Source organism: Streptomyces sp. AK010, from assembly GCF_014207295.1.
Lineage (GTDB): Bacteria > Actinomycetota > Actinomycetes > Streptomycetales > Streptomycetaceae > Streptomyces > Streptomyces massasporeus.
This window is the reverse complement of sequence record NZ_JACHCX010000001.1, coordinates 247,295-263,726: the sequence shown is the minus strand read 5'-3', so window position 1 is coordinate 263,726 and position 16,432 is coordinate 247,295. Positions and strand designations below refer to the sequence as shown.

14 protein-coding genes and 1 riboswitch are annotated in these 16,432 nt (G+C 71.3%); of the genes, 12 read left to right on the top strand and 2 right to left on the bottom strand.

Annotated features, from left to right (window positions below; genetic code table 11):
- Positions 1-108 precede the first annotated feature (108 nt).
- The 8 genes from shc (at position 109) to HDC93_RS01215 (ending at position 9,155) form a co-directional block, all read left to right on the top strand.
- Positions 109-2,166, top strand: coding sequence for a squalene--hopene cyclase (shc, locus tag HDC93_RS01250; RefSeq protein ID WP_185006278.1), 2,058 nt, complete (start codon positions 109-111; stop codon positions 2,164-2,166).
- Entirely contained in the window at positions 2,166-2,807 is a 642-nt protein-coding gene (locus HDC93_RS01245) for a 1-hydroxy-2-methyl-2-butenyl 4-diphosphate reductase (RefSeq protein WP_185006276.1), read from the top strand. The genes shc and HDC93_RS01245 overlap by 1 nt, the downstream gene beginning before the upstream one ends.
- 5 nt (positions 2,808-2,812) lie before the next feature.
- Positions 2,813-3,835, top strand: coding sequence for an adenosyl-hopene transferase HpnH (gene hpnH, locus HDC93_RS01240; protein ID WP_185006275.1), 1,023 nt, complete (start codon positions 2,813-2,815; stop codon positions 3,833-3,835).
- Positions 3,836-3,839: 4 nt separating this feature from the next.
- Entirely contained in the window at positions 3,840-4,997 is a 1,158-nt protein-coding gene (gene ispG / locus HDC93_RS01235; RefSeq protein ID WP_185006273.1) for a flavodoxin-dependent (E)-4-hydroxy-3-methylbut-2-enyl-diphosphate synthase, read from the top strand.
- Positions 4,998-5,025: 28 nt separating this feature from the next.
- On the top strand, positions 5,026-6,921 hold the full coding sequence (gene dxs, locus HDC93_RS01230) for a 1-deoxy-D-xylulose-5-phosphate synthase (RefSeq protein ID WP_185006272.1): 1,896 nt from the start codon (positions 5,026-5,028) through the stop codon (positions 6,919-6,921).
- Entirely contained in the window at positions 6,918-8,333 is a 1,416-nt protein-coding gene (locus HDC93_RS01225) for an aspartate aminotransferase family protein (protein WP_185006270.1), read from the top strand. The genes dxs and HDC93_RS01225 overlap by 4 nt, the downstream gene beginning before the upstream one ends.
- 61 nt (positions 8,334-8,394) lie before the next feature.
- Complete coding sequence (locus HDC93_RS01220; protein ID WP_185006268.1) at positions 8,395-9,039, top strand: helix-turn-helix domain-containing protein; 645 nt, start codon at positions 8,395-8,397, stop codon at positions 9,037-9,039.
- Positions 9,036-9,155: a DUF6126 family protein gene (locus tag HDC93_RS01215; RefSeq protein ID WP_185006266.1), complete on the top strand. Its 120-nt coding sequence runs from the start codon at positions 9,036-9,038 to the stop codon at positions 9,153-9,155. The genes HDC93_RS01220 and HDC93_RS01215 overlap by 4 nt, the downstream gene beginning before the upstream one ends.
- 13 nt (positions 9,156-9,168) lie before the next feature.
- On the opposite strand, the gene HDC93_RS01210 is transcribed toward HDC93_RS01215, so the two are convergent.
- Positions 9,169-9,966 carry a tyrosine-protein phosphatase gene (locus HDC93_RS01210; RefSeq protein WP_185006264.1) on the bottom strand — a complete coding sequence of 266 codons (798 nt, stop codon included), beginning with the start codon at positions 9,964-9,966 and terminating at the stop codon, positions 9,169-9,171.
- A 180-nt stretch (positions 9,967-10,146) separates the two neighbouring features.
- On the opposite strand from HDC93_RS01210, the gene HDC93_RS01205 reads away from it, so the two are divergent.
- The 4 genes from HDC93_RS01205 (at position 10,147) to HDC93_RS01190 (ending at position 15,472) form a co-directional block, all read left to right on the top strand.
- A complete protein-coding gene (locus HDC93_RS01205) occupies positions 10,147-12,222 on the top strand; it encodes an alpha-galactosidase (protein ID WP_185006262.1) in 2,076 nt (691 codons plus the stop codon).
- Between the two features lie 310 nt (positions 12,223-12,532).
- Positions 12,533-12,694: riboswitch (cyclic di-AMP (ydaO/yuaA leader) on the top strand.
- Between the two features lie 4 nt (positions 12,695-12,698).
- Positions 12,699-13,613, top strand: a complete 915-nt coding sequence (locus tag HDC93_RS01200; RefSeq protein WP_185006260.1) for a LysM peptidoglycan-binding domain-containing M23 family metallopeptidase — start codon at positions 12,699-12,701, stop codon at positions 13,611-13,613.
- Between the two features lie 211 nt (positions 13,614-13,824).
- Entirely contained in the window at positions 13,825-14,541 is a 717-nt protein-coding gene (locus tag HDC93_RS01195; RefSeq protein WP_185006258.1) for a DUF6250 domain-containing protein, read from the top strand.
- A 145-nt stretch (positions 14,542-14,686) separates the two neighbouring features.
- Positions 14,687-15,472 (top strand): SGNH/GDSL hydrolase family protein, encoded by a 786-nt coding sequence (locus HDC93_RS01190; protein WP_185006917.1) that lies wholly within the window; start codon positions 14,687-14,689, stop codon positions 15,470-15,472.
- Between the two features lie 280 nt (positions 15,473-15,752).
- On the opposite strand, the gene HDC93_RS01185 is transcribed toward HDC93_RS01190, so the two are convergent.
- Complete coding sequence (locus HDC93_RS01185) at positions 15,753-16,364, bottom strand: TetR/AcrR family transcriptional regulator (protein ID WP_185006256.1); 612 nt, start codon at positions 16,362-16,364, stop codon at positions 15,753-15,755.
- Positions 16,365-16,432 lie beyond the last annotated feature (68 nt).

Below are 16,432 nucleotides of genomic sequence, written 5' to 3'. Positions count from 1 at the left end.
GAATAGCCCTCGCGTAGTCGCCGGCCGGTGCCGCGAGATCACGGAGCACCGGCCGACGGCGGACCCACAGCAGCTGCACACCTTGCACCACTGCAGGAAGGGGAAGCCATGACAGCGACGACCGACGGAAGCACCGGGGCCCTGCCACCCCGCGCCGCCGCGGCCAGCGACACCGACACGCACACCGCCGGGGCGGCCGGGGCATCGCAAGCCGCCGCGCGCGCCGCCCGGCGCGCCACCGACTTCCTGCTCTCCCTGCAGGACGCCGAGGGCTGGTGGAAGGGCGACCTCGAGACCAACGTCACGATGGACGCCGAGGACCTGCTGCTCCGTCAGTTCCTCGGCATCCGCGACGAGCAGACCACACAGGCCGCCGCCCTCTTCATCCGCGGCGAGCAGGGCGAGGACGGCACCTGGGCCACCTTCTACGGCGGGCCGAGCGAACTGTCCGCCACCGTCGAGGCGTACGTCGCCCTCCGCCTGGCCGGTGACGCCCCCGACGCCCCGCACATGGCGAAGGCCTCCGCCTGGATCCGCGCGCAGGGCGGCATCGCCGCCGCCCGGGTCTTCACCCGGATCTGGCTGGCCCTGTTCGGCTGGTGGAAGTGGGAGGACCTGCCCGAACTCCCTCCGGAACTCGTGTTCTTGCCGAAGTGGGTGCCGCTCAACATCTACGACTTCGGCTGCTGGGCTCGGCAGACCATCGTCCCGCTGACGATCGTGTCCGCGATGCGGCCGGTACGCCCCGCACCCTTCCCGCTCGACGAGCTGCACACCGACCCGGACCTTCCCAACCCGCCCAAGCCCCTGGCGCCGCCGTTCAGTTGGGACGGGGCGTTCCAGCGGATGGACAGGGGCCTGCACGCCCTGCGGAAGGCCGCGCCGCGCAGACTGCGCAGAGCCGCCATGAACAGCGCCGCCCGCTGGATCATCGAGCGGCAGGAGAACGACGGCTGCTGGGGCGGCATCCAGCCGCCCGCCGTGTACTCCATCATCGCCCTGCACCTGCTCGGCTACGACCTCGAACACCCCGTGATGCGCGAGGGGCTGGCGTCCCTGGACCGGTTCGCCGTGTGGCGCGAGGACGGGGCCCGGATGATCGAGGCCTGCCAGTCGCCGGTCTGGGACACCTGCCTGGCCGCGATCGCCCTCGTCGACGCCGGACTGCCCGCCGATCACCCGCAGTTGGTGAAGGCGGCCGACTGGATGCTGGGCGAGGAGATCGTCCGGCCCGGCGACTGGTCCGTGAAGCGGCCCGGACTGCCGCCCGGAGGCTGGGCGTTCGAGTTCCACAACGACAACTACCCCGACATCGACGACACCGCCGAGGTGATCCTCGCGCTGCGCCGGATCGTCCACCCCGACCCGGAGCGGCTGGACCGGGCCGCCGCGCGCGGCGTGCGCTGGACGCTCGGCATGCAGTCGAAGAACGGCGCCTGGGCGGCCTTCGACGTCGACAACACCAGCCCCTTCCCGAACCGGCTGCCGTTCTGCGACTTCGGCGAGGTCATCGACCCGCCCTCCGCCGACGTCACCGCGCACGTCGTCGAGATGCTCGCGGTCGAGGGACTCGCCCACGACCCGCGCACCCGCCGCGGCATCGAGTGGCTGCTGGCCGAGCAGGAACCGGACGGCTCGTGGTTCGGGCGCTGGGGCGTCAACTACGTCTACGGCACCGGGTCCGTCGTCCCCGCTCTGACCGCCGCCGGCATTCCCGCCGCGCACCCGGCGATCCGGCGGGCCGTGGCCTGGCTGGAGTCGGTCCAGAACGACGACGGCGGCTGGGGCGAGGACCTGCGCTCCTACAAGCACGTCAGGGAATGGAGCGGCCGGGGCGCCTCGACCGCCTCGCAGACGGCGTGGGCGCTGATGGCCCTGCTCGCGGCGGGGGAGCGGGACTCCAAGGCCGTCGAACGCGGCGTCGAGTGGCTGGCCGCGACCCAGCGGGCGGACGGCTCCTGGGACGAGCCGTACTTCACGGGGACGGGCTTCCCGTGGGACTTCTCGATCAACTACCACCTCTACCGGCAGGTGTTCCCGCTCACCGCGCTCGGCCGGTATCTGCACGGCGAGCCCTTCGCCGAGAAGCTCCGCGGGAGCGGGCAGGCCGGGGCCCTCCCCGGGAGCGCGACCGGACTGCCGCTCGTCGAGGCCGAGGGGAGCTGATGAGCGCACAGCCCGCCCCGGTCCCGCTGCTGATCGCCTGCGCGCTCGGCATCGAGCAGTTCGCCCTGCGCGCGGGCGGCCGGGGCGGGGCCGACGGGCCGGTCACGGTCCTGCGGACGGGCATGGGGCCGGCCGCCGCCGAGCGGGCCGTCACCCGTGTGCTGGCCGACCCGGCCCTGCGCGACGCCGCCGTCCTGGCCACCGGTTTCTGCGCGGGGCTCGCGCCCGGCATGCACCCCGGCGATCTCGTCGTCGCCGAGGAGACCCGCGACCCGCGCGGCACGACCCCCTGTGCGGGGACCGAACTGCTGGTCAAGGAACTGACCCGCGCGCTGCCCGGGCGCACCGTGCACACCGGGCCGCTGACCTGCTCCGACCACGTCGTCCGGGGCCCCGAACGGGCCGCGCTGCGCGCGACCGGCGCGATCGCGGTCGACATGGAGTCCGCCGTCACGCTCCTGAGCGCCGTGCGCGCGGGCGAGCGCCCGGTTGCGGCCGTCCGGGTGGTCGTGGACGCTCCTGAACATGAACTCGTCCGGATCGGCACGGTGCGCGGTGGAATATCAGCTTTCCGTGTTCTTCGTTCCGTCCTTCCCGCTTTCTTCGAATGGCACCGTTCCTTGCTGCTCCCCAGGAGGTGAGCCAGATGGCCATGCCGCTCCGACAGTCCATCAAGGTCGCTACATACTTGGCTGAACAGAAGATCCGCCGACGGGACAAGTTCCCGCTGATCGTCGAGCTGGAGCCGCTGTTCGCCTGCAATCTCAAGTGCGAGGGGTGCGGCAAGATCCAGCATCCGGCCGGGGTGCTCAAGCAGCGGATGCCGGTCGCCCAGGCCGTGGGGGCGGTCATGGAGTCCGGCGCCCCGATGGTGTCCATCGCCGGCGGCGAGCCGCTGATGCACCCGCAGATCGACGAGATCGTCCGCCAGCTCGTGGCCAAGCGGAAGTATGTCTTCCTCTGTACCAACGCGATGCTGCTGCGCAAGAAGATGGACAAGTTCACGCCGTCGCCCTATTTCGCCTTCGCGGTGCACATCGACGGCCTGCGCGAGCGGCACGACGAGTCGGTCGCCAAGGAGGGCGTGTTCGACGAGGCCGTGGAGGCGATCAAGGAGGCCAAGCAGCGCGGCTTCCGGGTCACCACCAACTCGACCTTCTTCAACACCGACACCCCGCAGACCATCATCGAGGTGCTGAACTTCCTCAACGACGACCTCCAGGTCGACGAGATGATGATCTCGCCCGCCTACGCCTACGAGAAGGCCCCCGACCAGGAGCACTTCCTCGGCGTGGAGCAGACCCGCGAGCTGTTCAAGAAGGCCTTCTCCGGCGGCAACCGGCGGCGCTGGCGGCTCAACCACTCCCCGCTCTTCCTGGACTTCCTGGAGGGCAAGGTCGACTTCCCCTGCACGGCGTGGGCGATCCCGAACTACTCGCTCTTCGGCTGGCAGCGCCCCTGCTACCTGATGAGCGACGGGTACGTGCCGACGTACCGGGAGCTGGTCGAGGACACCGACTGGGACAAGTACGGCCGCGGCAAGGACCCGCGCTGCGCCAACTGCATGGCGCACTGCGGCTACGAGCCCACCGCCGTCCTCGCCACCATGGGATCGCTCAAGGAGTCGCTGCGCGCCATGCGCGAGACGGTCTCCGGGAACAGGGAGTGAGGCCATGACCGCCATTGAGCTGGGCGTCCCCGAGGTGCCGCTCCGGCCGATCGCCGAGCGGCGCGTCTCGCGCCGGATCCAGGTCGGTCCGGTGGCGGTGGGGGGAGGGGCCCCGGTGTCGGTGCAGTCGATGACGACGACCCGCACGTCGGACGTCGGTGCCACGCTGCAGCAGATCGCGGAGCTGACCGCGTCCGGCTGCCAGATCGTCCGGGTCGCCTGCCCCACGCAGGACGACGCGGACGCCCTGGCGACCATCGCCCGCAAGTCGCAGATCCCCGTGATCGCGGACATCCACTTCCAGCCGAAGTACGTGTTCGCGGCCATCGAGGCGGGCTGCGCGGCCGTCCGCGTCAACCCCGGCAACATCAAGCAGTTCGACGACCGGATCAAGGAGATCGCCCAGGCGGCGAAGGACCACGGCACGCCGATCCGCATCGGCGTCAACGCCGGGTCGCTGGACCGGCGCCTGCTCCAGAAATACGGCAGGGCCACCCCGGAGGCGCTCGTGGAGAGCGCCCTGTGGGAGGCGTCCCTCTTCGAGGAGCACGGCTTCCGGGACATCAAGATCTCCGTCAAGCACAACGACCCGGTCGTGATGATCGAGGCGTACAGCCAGTTGGCCGAACAGTGCGACTACCCGTTGCACCTGGGCGTCACGGAAGCCGGGCCCGCCTTCCAGGGCACGATCAAGTCGGCGGTGGCGTTCGGGGCGCTGCTGTCGCGGGGCATCGGCGACACGATCCGGGTGTCGCTGTCCGCGCCGCCGGCCGAGGAGGTCAAGGTCGGCATCCAGATCCTGCAGTCCCTCGGGCTCAAGGAGCGGCGGCTGGAGATCGTGTCGTGCCCGTCCTGCGGACGCGCCCAGGTCGACGTCTACAAGCTCGCCGAGGAGGTCACGGCCGGGCTCGACGGCATGGAGGTGCCGCTGCGGGTCGCCGTCATGGGGTGTGTGGTCAACGGGCCCGGCGAGGCGCGGGAGGCCGATCTGGGGGTCGCCTCCGGCAACGGCAAGGGGCAGATCTTCGTCAAGGGCGAGGTCGTCAAGACCGTCCCCGAGTCCAAGATCGTCGAGACGCTGATCGAAGAGGCGATGAAGATCGCCGAGCAGCTGGAGCAGGACGGCGTGGGGTCGGGGGAGCCGGCCGTCACCGTGAGCTGAGCAGCACGGAATTCGAAGGGGGCCCGACGTGACGATTCTGGAGAGCATCCGGGGACCACGCGACCTGAAGGCGCTGTCCGAGGCGGAACTGGGGGAACTGTCCGAAGAGATCCGGGAGTTCCTGGTGCACGCGGTCGCCAGGACCGGCGGCCATCTGGGACCCAACCTGGGCGTGGTGGAGCTGACCATCGCCCTGCACCGGGTCTTCGAGTCGCCGGTCGACCGCATCCTGTGGGACACCGGCCACCAGAGCTACGTCCACAAACTGCTGACCGGCCGCCAGGACTTCTCCAAGCTGCGCGGCAAGGGCGGCCTGTCCGGCTACCCCTCGCGCGAGGAGTCCGAGCACGACGTCATCGAGAACAGCCACGCCTCCACCGCCCTCGGCTGGGCCGACGGGCTCGCCAAGGCCCGCCAGGTGCAGGGCGAGAAGGGCCATGTCGTCGCGGTCATCGGCGACGGGGCCCTCACCGGCGGCATGGCCTGGGAAGCCCTGAACAACATCGCGGCCGCCAAGAACCGCCCGCTGATCATCGTCGTCAACGACAACGAACGCTCCTACGCCCCCACCATCGGCGGCCTCGCCAACCACCTCGCGACCCTGCGCACCACCGACGGTTACGAGCGGGTCCTCGCCTGGGGCAAGGACGTCCTCCAGGGCACGCCCCTGGTCGGCAGCACCCTCTACGAGGCTCTGCACGGCGCCAAGAAGGGCTTCAAGGACGCGTTCGCCCCGCAGGGCCTCTTCGAGGACCTGGGCCTGAAGTACGTGGGCCCGATCGACGGGCACGACACCGGGGCCGTGGAGTCCGCGCTGAGGCGCGCCAAGCGGTTCCACGGGCCGGTGCTGGTCCACTGCCTCACGGAGAAGGGCCGCGGCTACGAGCCCGCCCTCGCCCACGAGGAGGACCACTTCCACACCGTCGGCGTGATGGACCCGCTGACCTGCGCACCGCTCTCGCCGTCCGGCGGCCACTCGTGGACCTCGGTGTTCGGCGAGGAGATCGTCAGGATCGGCGAGGAGCGCGAGGACGTGGTGGCGATCACCGCCGCCATGCTGCATCCCGTCGGCCTGGGTGCCTTCGCCGAGCGGTTCCCGGACCGGGTCTGGGACGTCGGCATCGCCGAGCAGCACGCCGCCGTGTCCGCGGCCGGCCTGGCGACGGGCGGCCTGCACCCGGTCGTCGCCGTCTACGCCACGTTCCTCAACCGGGCCTTCGACCAGCTGCTCATGGACGTGGCCCTGCACCGCTGCGGGGTGACCTTCGTCCTGGACCGGGCCGGGGTCACCGGCGTCGACGGCGCTTCCCACAACGGCATGTGGGACATGTCGGTGCTCCAGGTCGTGCCCGGTCTCAGGATCGCCGCGCCCCGGGACGCCGACCAGCTGCGTGCCCAGCTGCGCGAGGCGGTCGCCGTGGACGACGCGCCGACGCTGCTGCGGTTCCCGAAGGAGTCCGTCGGCCCGTCGGTCCCGGCCGTGGACCGGGTGGGCGGACTGGACGTGCTGCACCGCTCCCCTCGGCCGCGGGTTCTCCTGGTGGCCGTCGGCGTGATGGCGACGGTCTGCCTCCAGGCCGCCGAGCTGCTCGAAGCGCGCGGCATCGGCTGCACCGTCGTCGACCCCCGCTGGGTCAAGCCCGTCGACCCGGCGCTCCCGGGCCTCGCCGCCGAGCACCGTCTGGTGGCCGTCGTCGAGGACAACAGCCGCGCGGCCGGGGTCGGTTCGGCCGTGGCGCTGGCCCTGGGCGACGCCGACGTCGATGTGCCGGTACGGCGGTTCGGCATCCCCGAGCAGTTCCTCGCACACGCCAAGCGCGGTGAGGTGCTCGCCGACATCGGCCTGACACCCGTCGAGGTCGCCGGACGGATCGGCGCGAGCCTGGCCGTCAAGGAAGAGCCGTCCAAGGAGCCACTGGAATGACAACCGCCGAGTCCGCGTCGGAGTCGTCGCAGGCCGGGGAGTTCGACCTCGGCAAGCTGCTGGCCGAGCGCGGGGCCGAGCGCTACGAGCTGCACACCCGGTACCTCAACCACCAGCTCCCGCGCATGCTGCACACCATCGGCTTCGACAGGGTCTACGAGCGCGCCGAGGGCGCCTACTTCTGGGACGCGGACGGCAACGACTACCTGGACATGCTCGCCGGCTTCGGGGTGATGGGCCTCGGCCGCCACCACCCCGTGGTGCGCAAGGCCGTGCACGACGTCCTGGACACGCAGCTCGCCGATCTCACCCGCTTCGACTGCCAGCCGCTGCCGGGCCTGCTGGCGGAGAAGCTGCTCGCGCACAGCCCGCACCTGGACCGGGTGTTCTTCGGCAACAGCGGCACCGAGGCCGTCGAGGGCGCCCTGAAGTTCGCCCGGTTCGTCACCGGCAGGCCCAGGATCCTGTACTGCGCGCACGCCTTCCACGGCCTGACCACCGGCTCCCTCTCCGTGAACGGCGAGTCCGGCTTCCGCGACGGCTTCGCCCCGCTGCTGCCCGACACGGCCGTCCCGCTCGGCGACCTCGACGCGCTGGAGAGGGAGCTGCGGAAGGGCGACGTCGCCGCGCTGATCGTCGAGCCGATCCAGGGCAAGGGCGTCCTCACGGGCCCGCCCGGCTGGCTGCGGGCCGCCCAGGAACTTCTGCACCGGCACAAGGCGCTGCTCATCGCCGACGAGGTGCAGACCGGCCTCGGCCGGACCGGCGACTTCTACGCCTACCAGCACGAGGACGGAGTCGAACCCGACCTGGTGTGCGTGGCCAAGGCGCTCTCCGGCGGCTACGTGCCGGTCGGTGCCACGATCGGCAAGGACTGGATCTTCAAGAAGGTCTACTCGTCCATGGACCGCGTCCTCGTCCACTCGGCGAGCTTCGGATCCAACGCGCAGGCCATGGCGGCGGGCCTCGCGGTGCTGTCGGTGATGGAGAACGAGCAGATCGTCGCGAACGTCCGGGCCACCGGGGAGCGGCTCAGATCCCGGCTGGCCGCGCTCACGGGCCGGTACGAGATGCTCGCCGAGGTCCGGGGCCGGGGCCTGATGATCGGCATCGAGTTCGGACGGCCCAGGTCGCTGAAGCTGCGCAGCCGCTGGGCCATGCTCCAGGCCGCCCGCAAGGGGCTCTTCGCGCAGATGGTCGTCGTGCCGCTGCTCCAGCGGCACCGGATCCTCACCCAGGTCTCCGGCGACCACATGGAGGTGATCAAGCTGATCCCGCCGCTGATCATCGGCGAGCGGGAGGTGGACCGGTTCGTCGACGCCTTCACGGCCGTGATGGACGACGCGCACAACGGCGGGCTCGTGTGGGACTTCGGGAAGACCCTGGTCAAGCAGGCGGTGGCCAACCGGTAGCCGGATTTGCCTGTGAGGCAAGAAATTTGCCGGTGAGGCAAAGGTCCGGCTGAATGGAGGCATGAGCCCCTCCGAGACCGAGCGGCCCTCCGGGGCCGACTCGCCGGCCGAACCCGCGCCCGGTGCGCTGCCCGCCGTCGCGCCCCAGCTACGGGTCCTGCGGCGCCAGGCCTCCCTCACCCTGGAGGTCGCGGCCCGCGCCGCCGGGCTGTCGCCCGCCCACCTCTCCCGTCTGGAGACCGGGCAGCGCCAGCCCTCGCTGCCGATGCTGCTCGCGCTCGCCCGTGTCTACGGTACGACCGTCGCCGAACTGCTCGGCGAGACGGTCGCCGGACGGGACGCCGTCATCCGCGCGGCCGACATGGAACCCACGGCGGCCGGCGGCTGGACGTACTGGCAGGCCGGCGCCCCGGGCCGCGGGATGCAGGCCCTGCGGGTCCACGTCCCCCACGGATCCCAGGGCGACGTCGTGCGCGTCCACCCCGGCGAGGAGTGGCTCCATGTGCTGCGCGGCCGGCTGCGGCTGCGCCTCGGGGACAGCACACACCGGCTGGCGGCCGGCGACAGCGCCCACTTCGACTCGCTCACCCCGCACCGGATCGCGGCCGAGGACCACGACGGCGTCGACCTGCTCTTCGTCCACACCCTGCTGCAGAGCCCCACGGCCGCCCTGTGCCTGGGCCCCACTCCTGGAGGCGCGTCATGAGCGAGATGGAGGAGAAGTTCCCCCGCGCCCTGTGGGTGAGGCTGTTCGTCTACCTCATCGCCGGCCACATCTTCGCCGCGTTCGTGTACCTGCTCTTCGCGCTCGGCGCGAAGTAGCCCCGTCGGCCCCTCAGTCGAGGAGCCGCTCGCGCAGCCGCTCCCGGGTCTCCGGGGTGAGGTCCAGCCCCTTCTCCAGGTAGGCGTCGACGCCGCCCCAGGTCTCCTCGATGGTGTCGAAGGCCGCCGTCAGGTACTCGGCGCGCGCGTCGAAGAGGGGGCTGAGCAGCTCCATGACCTCGGGGGAGTAGGCCGAGGCGGCGGAGCTGCTGCGGTGCACCTTGTAACGGCGATGCTTGGCGTTCGACTTCAGGTAGTCCTCGACGATCGCCTCGCGCTCGACGCCCACCGCCAGCAGCGTCACCGCGACCGACAGACCCGCGCGGTCCTTGCCCGCCGCGCAGTGCATCAGCGCGGGGACGCTGTCCTGCGCGAGCGCGTGCAGCACCCGGGAGTGCTCGTCCGTGCGGTGCTTGATGATCGTGCGGTACGAGGCGATCATACGACCCGCGCCCTTGCCGTCCGACAGGATCTCGCGCAGCTGGTCCAGGTCGCCGTCGCGGACCATCTTCCAGAACTCGGCGCCGTCGGCGGGGTCGCTCAGCGGCAGGTTCACATTGCGCACGCCGGGCAGCTCGACATCCGGCCCCTCGAGCTTCTGGTCGGCAGCATTGCGGAAGTCGAAGATCGTGTGCAGGCCCAGAGTCGTCAGGAAGGCGGCGTCCTCCCCGGTCGCGTGGGCGAGGTGGCCGCTGCGGAACAGCACGCCCTGGCGCACTCGCCGTCCGTCCACGGTCGGAAGTCCGCCCACATCACGGAAGTTGCGCACTCCGGCCAGCTCGGGCTCGGTCGACGGGACCTGCTGTGTCACGAGGGCTCCTCCCCTTCGGCGCCGCCGCCGCGGCTCGTCGGCGGGCACGAGTCGACGATACGACATGACTGCCTGGGGCAATGAGTTGTCCACAGGGCGTTGCCCCGAGCCCCCACAGCCCTTGATGATGTTGCCGCCTGGTCGCACCTGGTCGGGCTTGTTCGAATCTGTGAGGGCGCGATGCCGGACATCTCCGAAGACGGTCGTACGTGGGTACTTTCCGGGCCGGCCAGCAGCTACGCCGTCCATGTCACCGAGCGGGACGAACTGCTGCACCTGCACTGGGGCCCCCGGATCGGCCTCGCCGACGCCGAGGCCCTCGCCGTCCGGCCGCTGCCGGACTACTGGCCCTTCGAGTCCCCGCTCGACGGACGCGAGGAGTACCCGGTCGAGGGCGGCCCCCGTTTCGTCCGCCCGGCACTGTCCGTGCGCACGGCCGGGCGGCGCGGCACCGAGTGGGTCTTCGAGGGGCACGACACCGAGGACGGCGAGCTGCGCCTGCGGTTCCGCGACGGGGACCTCGCCATCACGCTGCACTACCGGATGCGCTCCTCGTCGGATGTCGTCGAGCGGTGGGTGACCCTGGCCAACCGGGGGCCGGCCCTCGAACTGCTGCGCGCCGACTCCGCCACCTGGACCCTGCCCGACCGCGACGCCTGGCGGCTGTCCCAGCTGCACGGCCGCTGGGGCGCCGAGTCCCGGCTGACGCGCTCCGGTCTCACCCACGGCGAGAAGGTCATCGGCAGCCGCCGCGGTCACACCTCGCACCAGCACCTGCCGTGGGTCGCCCTCGACGCCGACGCCGCCGAGGAGCACGGCGAGGTCTACAGCTGTGCCCTCGGCTGGTCCGGGTCGTGGCGCATCGCCGTGGCCCAGCTGCCGGACGCGCGCGTGCAGATCACCGGCGGCGCCGGCCACGACGACTCGGGCCTGCTGATGCTGGGCACGGGGGAGTCGTACACGACCCCCGTCTTCGCCGGGCTCTGGAGCGACGGCGGATTCGGCGGGGCCAGCCGCGCCTGGCACGCCTACCAGCGGGCGCACGTCGTCCCGGACGCCGAGCGGGACCGGCCGGTGCTGTTCAACTCCTGGGAGGCCACGGAGTTCGACATCTCCGAGGAGCAGCAGCGGGCGCTCGCGGAGCGGGCCGCGGCCATGGGCGTCGAGCTGTTCGTGGTCGACGACGGCTGGTTCGGGGCGCGCACCAGCGACCGGGCCGGACTCGGCGACTGGACCCCCAACCCCGACCGCTTCCCGGGCGGGCTGCAGCCGCTCGCCGACCATGTGCACGGCCTGGGCATGCAGTTCGGGATCTGGGCCGAGCCCGAGATGGTCAACCCGGACAGCGACCTGTACCGCGCGCACCCCGACTGGGTCCAGTACCAACCAGGACGAAAGCGGACTGAATTCCGCAATCAGCTCGTACTCAACCTCGCCCGCGAGGACGTCCGGGAGTACCTCTGGGAGCAGCTCGACGGGCTTCTCTCCAGCGCTCCCGTCGACTACGTCAAGTGGGACTTCAACCGCTGCTTCACCGACGCCGGCTGGCCGGACGACCCCTACCCGCAGCGGCTGTGGGTCGACCACGTGCACGGCCTGTACGCCCTGCTGGACCGGCTGCGGGCCGCCCACCCGGGCGTGGCCTTCGAGTCCTGCTCGGGCGGCGGCGGCCGGATCGACCTCGGCGTGCTGAGCCGCACGGACCAGGTGTGGACCTCGGACAACACCGACCCGCTGGACCGGCTCGCCATCCAGCACGGCTTCAGCCAGATCCACCCGGCCCGGGTCATGGCCGCCTGGGTCACCGACAGCCCGAACGCCATGCTCAACCAGCGGGCCAGCTCCCTGCGGTTCCGGTTCGTCAGCGCCATGGCCGGGGTGCTCGGCGTCGGCGGCGACCTCACGCGGTGGACACAGGATGAGCTCGCCGAGGCGCGGGAGTGGGTGGCGCTCTACAAGGAGATCCGGTCCGTGGTACAGCGCGGAGACCTGTACCGGCTGCGTCCCCCGGAGGGCGGGGTCAGTGCCGTGCAGTACGTCCTCGGTGACGAGGCCGTCGTCCTCGCCTGGCTCCAGGCGCAGCGCTACGGCGAGCCCGTGCCGGCGCTCCGGCTGCGTGGCCTCGATCCGTCAGCCTCGTACGAATGCCTCAAAACGGGCGAAGTTCACCGAGGGGCCGTACTACTGCATCACGGACTTCGCGTCGGTCTGCGCGGGGATTTGGATGCCGCGGTCGTCCGACTTAAGCGGAAGTAGTCGTTCTGTCCGAATAGGGAGCTTGGGCCGCTAAGGGATAACGTGCCCCGATCGTAAAGGAGATGAGGTCGGGGTGCGTGACCATCGTCATATTCGTGACGATGTGTTGTCGCCGTGTTCACGTAATTCTGGCGTTATTCAGGCCCCTTGAGGAATGCCGGAGATCGGTAATCCACGCTCGGTGACGGCGTTTGTGCCGACGCGTCAGGGGGAAACACCGTCGCGCGCAACCGCGAGCTTGTCCCATTGCGTCTCGGTCGCTTACGTTCCACACCAATCCGGACGGACGCCTAATCCTGCCGCCGCCCGGAGTCCGCACACACTGACCCGACGTACGGCAGGAGCGGGGGACCCACAGGTAAGACGCCTGTTCCGGTTCCCGGAACGGCTTGGGGTTAAGTCGCGCCACGGCGCGGCCGGGCATCTCCAGCTCGCACCCGACAGCTCACCTCGCAGGCGCCGGAGAGGAATTCGCCATGCCCGCGAACGGTAAGCACCGCCGTCCCAAGACCCAGCGTTTCACCCGCTCCATCGCCGTCGCCGGAACCGGCGGGGCCGCCCTCGCCCTGCCGCTCATGGGGGCCGCCGGCGCCCACGCCGCCACCCCGCAGTCGGCTCCCGAAAAGACCGTCCAGTCCGCTCCGGCCGCCGGGAAGAAGGCCGCAGAAAAGGCCAACGGCGCCCGCACGTACACCGTGAAGGCCGGCGACTATCTCGCGAAGATCGCCGACGACCAGAACGTCAGCGGCGGCTGGAAGAAGCTCTACTCGGACAACCGCGACGCCGTCGGCTCCGACCCGTCGCTGATCCACCCGGGCCTGAAGCTGTCGATCGGCAAGAAGGCCGCGAGCGCGCCGAAGGCCTCGGCCCCGGCGGCTCCGAAGGCCTCGGCCCAGAAGTCGTCCGCTGTCGAGTCGGCCCCGAAGGCGGAGACCGCCGCCAAGCCGGCCGCCGCCAAGCCCGCGGCCGAGAGCAACTCCAGCGGCTACACCCTCCCGGTGGACGGTGCCACCGTCGGCACCCCGTACCACATGTCCGGCAGCATGTGGTCCAGCGGCTACCACACCGGTGTCGACTTCGTCGTTCCGACCGGCACCTCCCTCAAGGCCGTCGGTGCGGGCGAGGTCGTCTCCGCCGGCTGGGGCGGCGCGTACGGCAACCAGGTCGTCATCAAGCTGAACGACGGCCACTACGCCCAGTACGCCCACCTGTCCCAGCTCTCCGTCTCGGCCGGCCAGACTGTGACGGCCGGGCAGCAGGTCGGCCTGTCGGGCGCCACCGGCAACGTGACCGGACCGCACCTGCACTTCGAGATCCGCACCACGCCGGACTACGGTTCCGACGTCGACCCGGTCGCCTTCCTGCGCTCGCACGGCGTCTCCGTCGGCTGACCGACCGCACGACCACCTGCCTGACACGCCTCCGAAGGCCGGACCCCGATCCCCGGGTCCGGCCTTCGGTGCGTGCGGGCGCCTATCACCGAGAAGGGCCGCCCGTCACCCCGAGGGATCGACAGGCGGCGGCAGTTGGGGCAGAGTGATCCGGCCGGGGTGCAAGCGCTTTCCCGAGCCTTCCCGGCCGACCCCGAGGAGCTGTGTCACCGTGCCGACCACCCGCAGGGCGTTCGGAGCCCTGGCCGCCGGAGCCGCCCTGGCGGCCCTCGCCCCCACGGCCACCGCGCACGCCGCGACCCGCCGGCGCAGCCTCATCGCCCACGACGACTTCTGCCACGGCCTCGGGCAATGGGCGACCGAACTCCAAGGCGGCGGCACCGTCACCGCCTCCCGGGGCACCCTGGAGATCGACGTACCGAGCGGCGCGACCGTCTGGTTCAGGCAGCGGCTCGAAGGGCCGTACCTGCTCGAGTACACCGCGATCCCTGTCTCCGAGGGCGGGGTCAACGACCGGGTCTCGGACCTCAACAACTTCTGGAACGCGACCGACGTCCGCTCCCCGCACGACCTCTTCGCGACCCCACGCGGCGGGGCCCTCGACGAGTACGACCACCTCACGACGTACTACGCGGGCTACGGCGCCAACCACAACACCACGACCCGGCTGCGCCGTTACGTCGGCGAACCCGGTGTCCGCCCCCTGGTCTTCGACTACACCGAGCCGCTGCTCGTCCCGGGCGAGCCGAACCGGGTCAGGATCGTCTCCGACGGCTCCACGGTCCAGTGGTGGAACAACGGCCGGCTCGTCTTCGACCACACCGACCCGCAGCCGTACACGAGTGGGCACTTCGCCTTCCGGACCGTCTGGAGCCATTTCCGGATCAGCGGGTTCCGGGTCTGGCGGCTCACCCCGAAACAGCCCTGACCAGCGGTGTATTCCGAAGTTGGCGAACACTTTAGGAGTGGCTTATCTCACCGCCCGTCAACCCTTTCCTACGGTCGCGTAGGTCACATTCGAAGGTGAATCATGAGCGGTTGTGGCAGACGATTCGAAGAGTGACAGCAGAGCAGTGATCGGGTCGTACGTGGCGCTGGGGGACAGCTTCACCGAGGGCGTCGGTGATCCCGGCCCCGACGGCGCGTTCGTCGGCTGGGCCGACCGGTTCGCCGTCCTGCTCGCCGACCGCAGGCCCGAGGGCGACTTCCAGTACACCAATCTCGCCGTACGCGGAAAGCTCCTCGACCAGATCGTGGCGGACCAGGTTCCGCGGGCCGTGGAGATGGCCCCGGACCTCGTCTCGTTCTGTGCCGGGGGCAACGACATCATCCGGCCCGGCACCGACCCGGACGAGGTGGCCGAGCGTTTCGAACGGGCGCTGGCCCAGCTCGCCGCCGTGTCCGGCACGGTCATGGTGACGACCGGGTTCGACACCCGTGGCGTGCCCGTGCTGAAGCACCTGCGCGGCAAGATCGCCACGTACAACGGACACGTCCGGGCCATCGCCGACCGGTACGGCTGCCCGGTCCTGGACCTGTGGTCCCTGCGCAGCGTGCAGGACCGCAGGGCCTGGGACGCCGACCGGTTGCACCTGTCGCCCGAGGGGCACACGCGCGTGGCGCTCCGCGCGGGCCAGGTGCTCGGCCTCGACGTACCGGCCGACCCCGAGCAGGCGTGGCCCCCGCTGCCCCCGCGCGGCGCTCTCGACATGCGGCGGGACAACGTCGCCTGGGCGCGGGAGTTCCTGGTTCCGTGGATCGGGCGCCGGCTGCGCGGGGAGTCGTCGGGCGACCATGTGACGGCCAAGGGGGCGCTGTCACCGGACGACATCAGGACGTGGATCGCGTCCGTGGCGTGAGAGCCGCTTCTGCGCGTGCGGGCCGTGCCGGGTGGGATCCCGGCACGGCCCGCACGCGCAGAAGCCCGGGTATCCGGGGCGGGCCGGGCGGGCCGCGCAGGCCGCGGGTGCCGGGCGGGCCGACGGCGGGCACGGGCAACGCGGAGGTACGGATACGGCGGACGGCCCCGGAAGGCCCCGGCCCCGTGGTTCGGGCCGCCGACCGGGCGGGCCGGGGATGCCGGGCGTCAGCGGGGCCGCTGTCGCTGTCGTTGTCGTTGTCGTTGTCGAGAGACCGTCATCAGGACGTCGGCCGCTCCTGTGCCAGGCCCAACTCGCGGGCCAGCGCCTCCTCCACCCACTCCTGCGCCCGCGCTCGCGGCACCGCGCCGGCGTAAGACGTCAGCTGCACGGCGAGACCGTCGAGGAGGGCGGTGAGCCGGAAGGCCGTGCCGGCCGGGTCCGGGCAGCGGAACTCGCCTGCCGCCACGCCCTCCGCGATGACCTCGGCGAGCGCCGCCTTCCACTGCCGGTCGAGGTCCTGGGCGACCTCCCGCAGCACGGGGTCGCGCAGCGCCGCCGCCCAGCCCTCGATCCACAGCCGCCAGCCCTTGGCCTGCCCGGTGGGGGCGTACCACCGCACAGCCGACCGCAGCCGGCGCAGCGCCGGTGAACGGCGGCCGAGCAGCTTGCGCAGATGCGCCAGGTCGCCCTCCGCCGCGTGCCGGAACGCGGCGGCGACCAACTGCTCCTTGGTCGAGAAGTGATAGAGGACCAACGCGTTGCTCACGCCTAGCGCCGAGGCCACGTCGGCGATCCGGACCGCCGCCACGCCCCTCGCCTCGATCTGCTCGATGGCGGCCCGCAGCAGATCCCCGCGCCGCTGAGCCACACTCAACCGGACTCTCGTCACGCCGTCACCCTACCCACGCGCGTGCGGCCCCTCGACGGGGCGTTTCGGCCTGCCCGGCGGGGCCCGCG

Excerpts from the sequence above, each read along its gene's own strand:
- shc (WP_185006278.1), top strand. The coding sequence starts at position 109 with ATGACAGCGACGACCGACGGAAGCACCGGGGCCCTGCCACCCCGCGCC.
- HDC93_RS01245 (WP_185006276.1), top strand. The coding sequence starts at position 2,166 with ATGAGCGCACAGCCCGCCCCGGTCCCGCTGCTGATCGCCTGCGCGCTC.
- hpnH (WP_185006275.1), top strand. The coding sequence starts at position 2,813 with ATGGCCATGCCGCTCCGACAGTCCATCAAGGTCGCTACATACTTGGCT.
- ispG (WP_185006273.1), top strand. The coding sequence starts at position 3,840 with ATGACCGCCATTGAGCTGGGCGTCCCCGAGGTGCCGCTCCGGCCGATC.
- HDC93_RS01225 (WP_185006270.1), top strand. The coding sequence starts at position 6,918 with ATGACAACCGCCGAGTCCGCGTCGGAGTCGTCGCAGGCCGGGGAGTTC.
- HDC93_RS01220 (WP_185006268.1), top strand. The coding sequence starts at position 8,395 with ATGAGCCCCTCCGAGACCGAGCGGCCCTCCGGGGCCGACTCGCCGGCC.
- HDC93_RS01215 (WP_185006266.1), top strand. The coding sequence starts at position 9,036 with ATGAGCGAGATGGAGGAGAAGTTCCCCCGCGCCCTGTGGGTGAGGCTG.
- HDC93_RS01205 (WP_185006262.1), top strand. The coding sequence starts at position 10,147 with ATGCCGGACATCTCCGAAGACGGTCGTACGTGGGTACTTTCCGGGCCG.
- HDC93_RS01200 (WP_185006260.1), top strand. The coding sequence starts at position 12,699 with ATGCCCGCGAACGGTAAGCACCGCCGTCCCAAGACCCAGCGTTTCACC.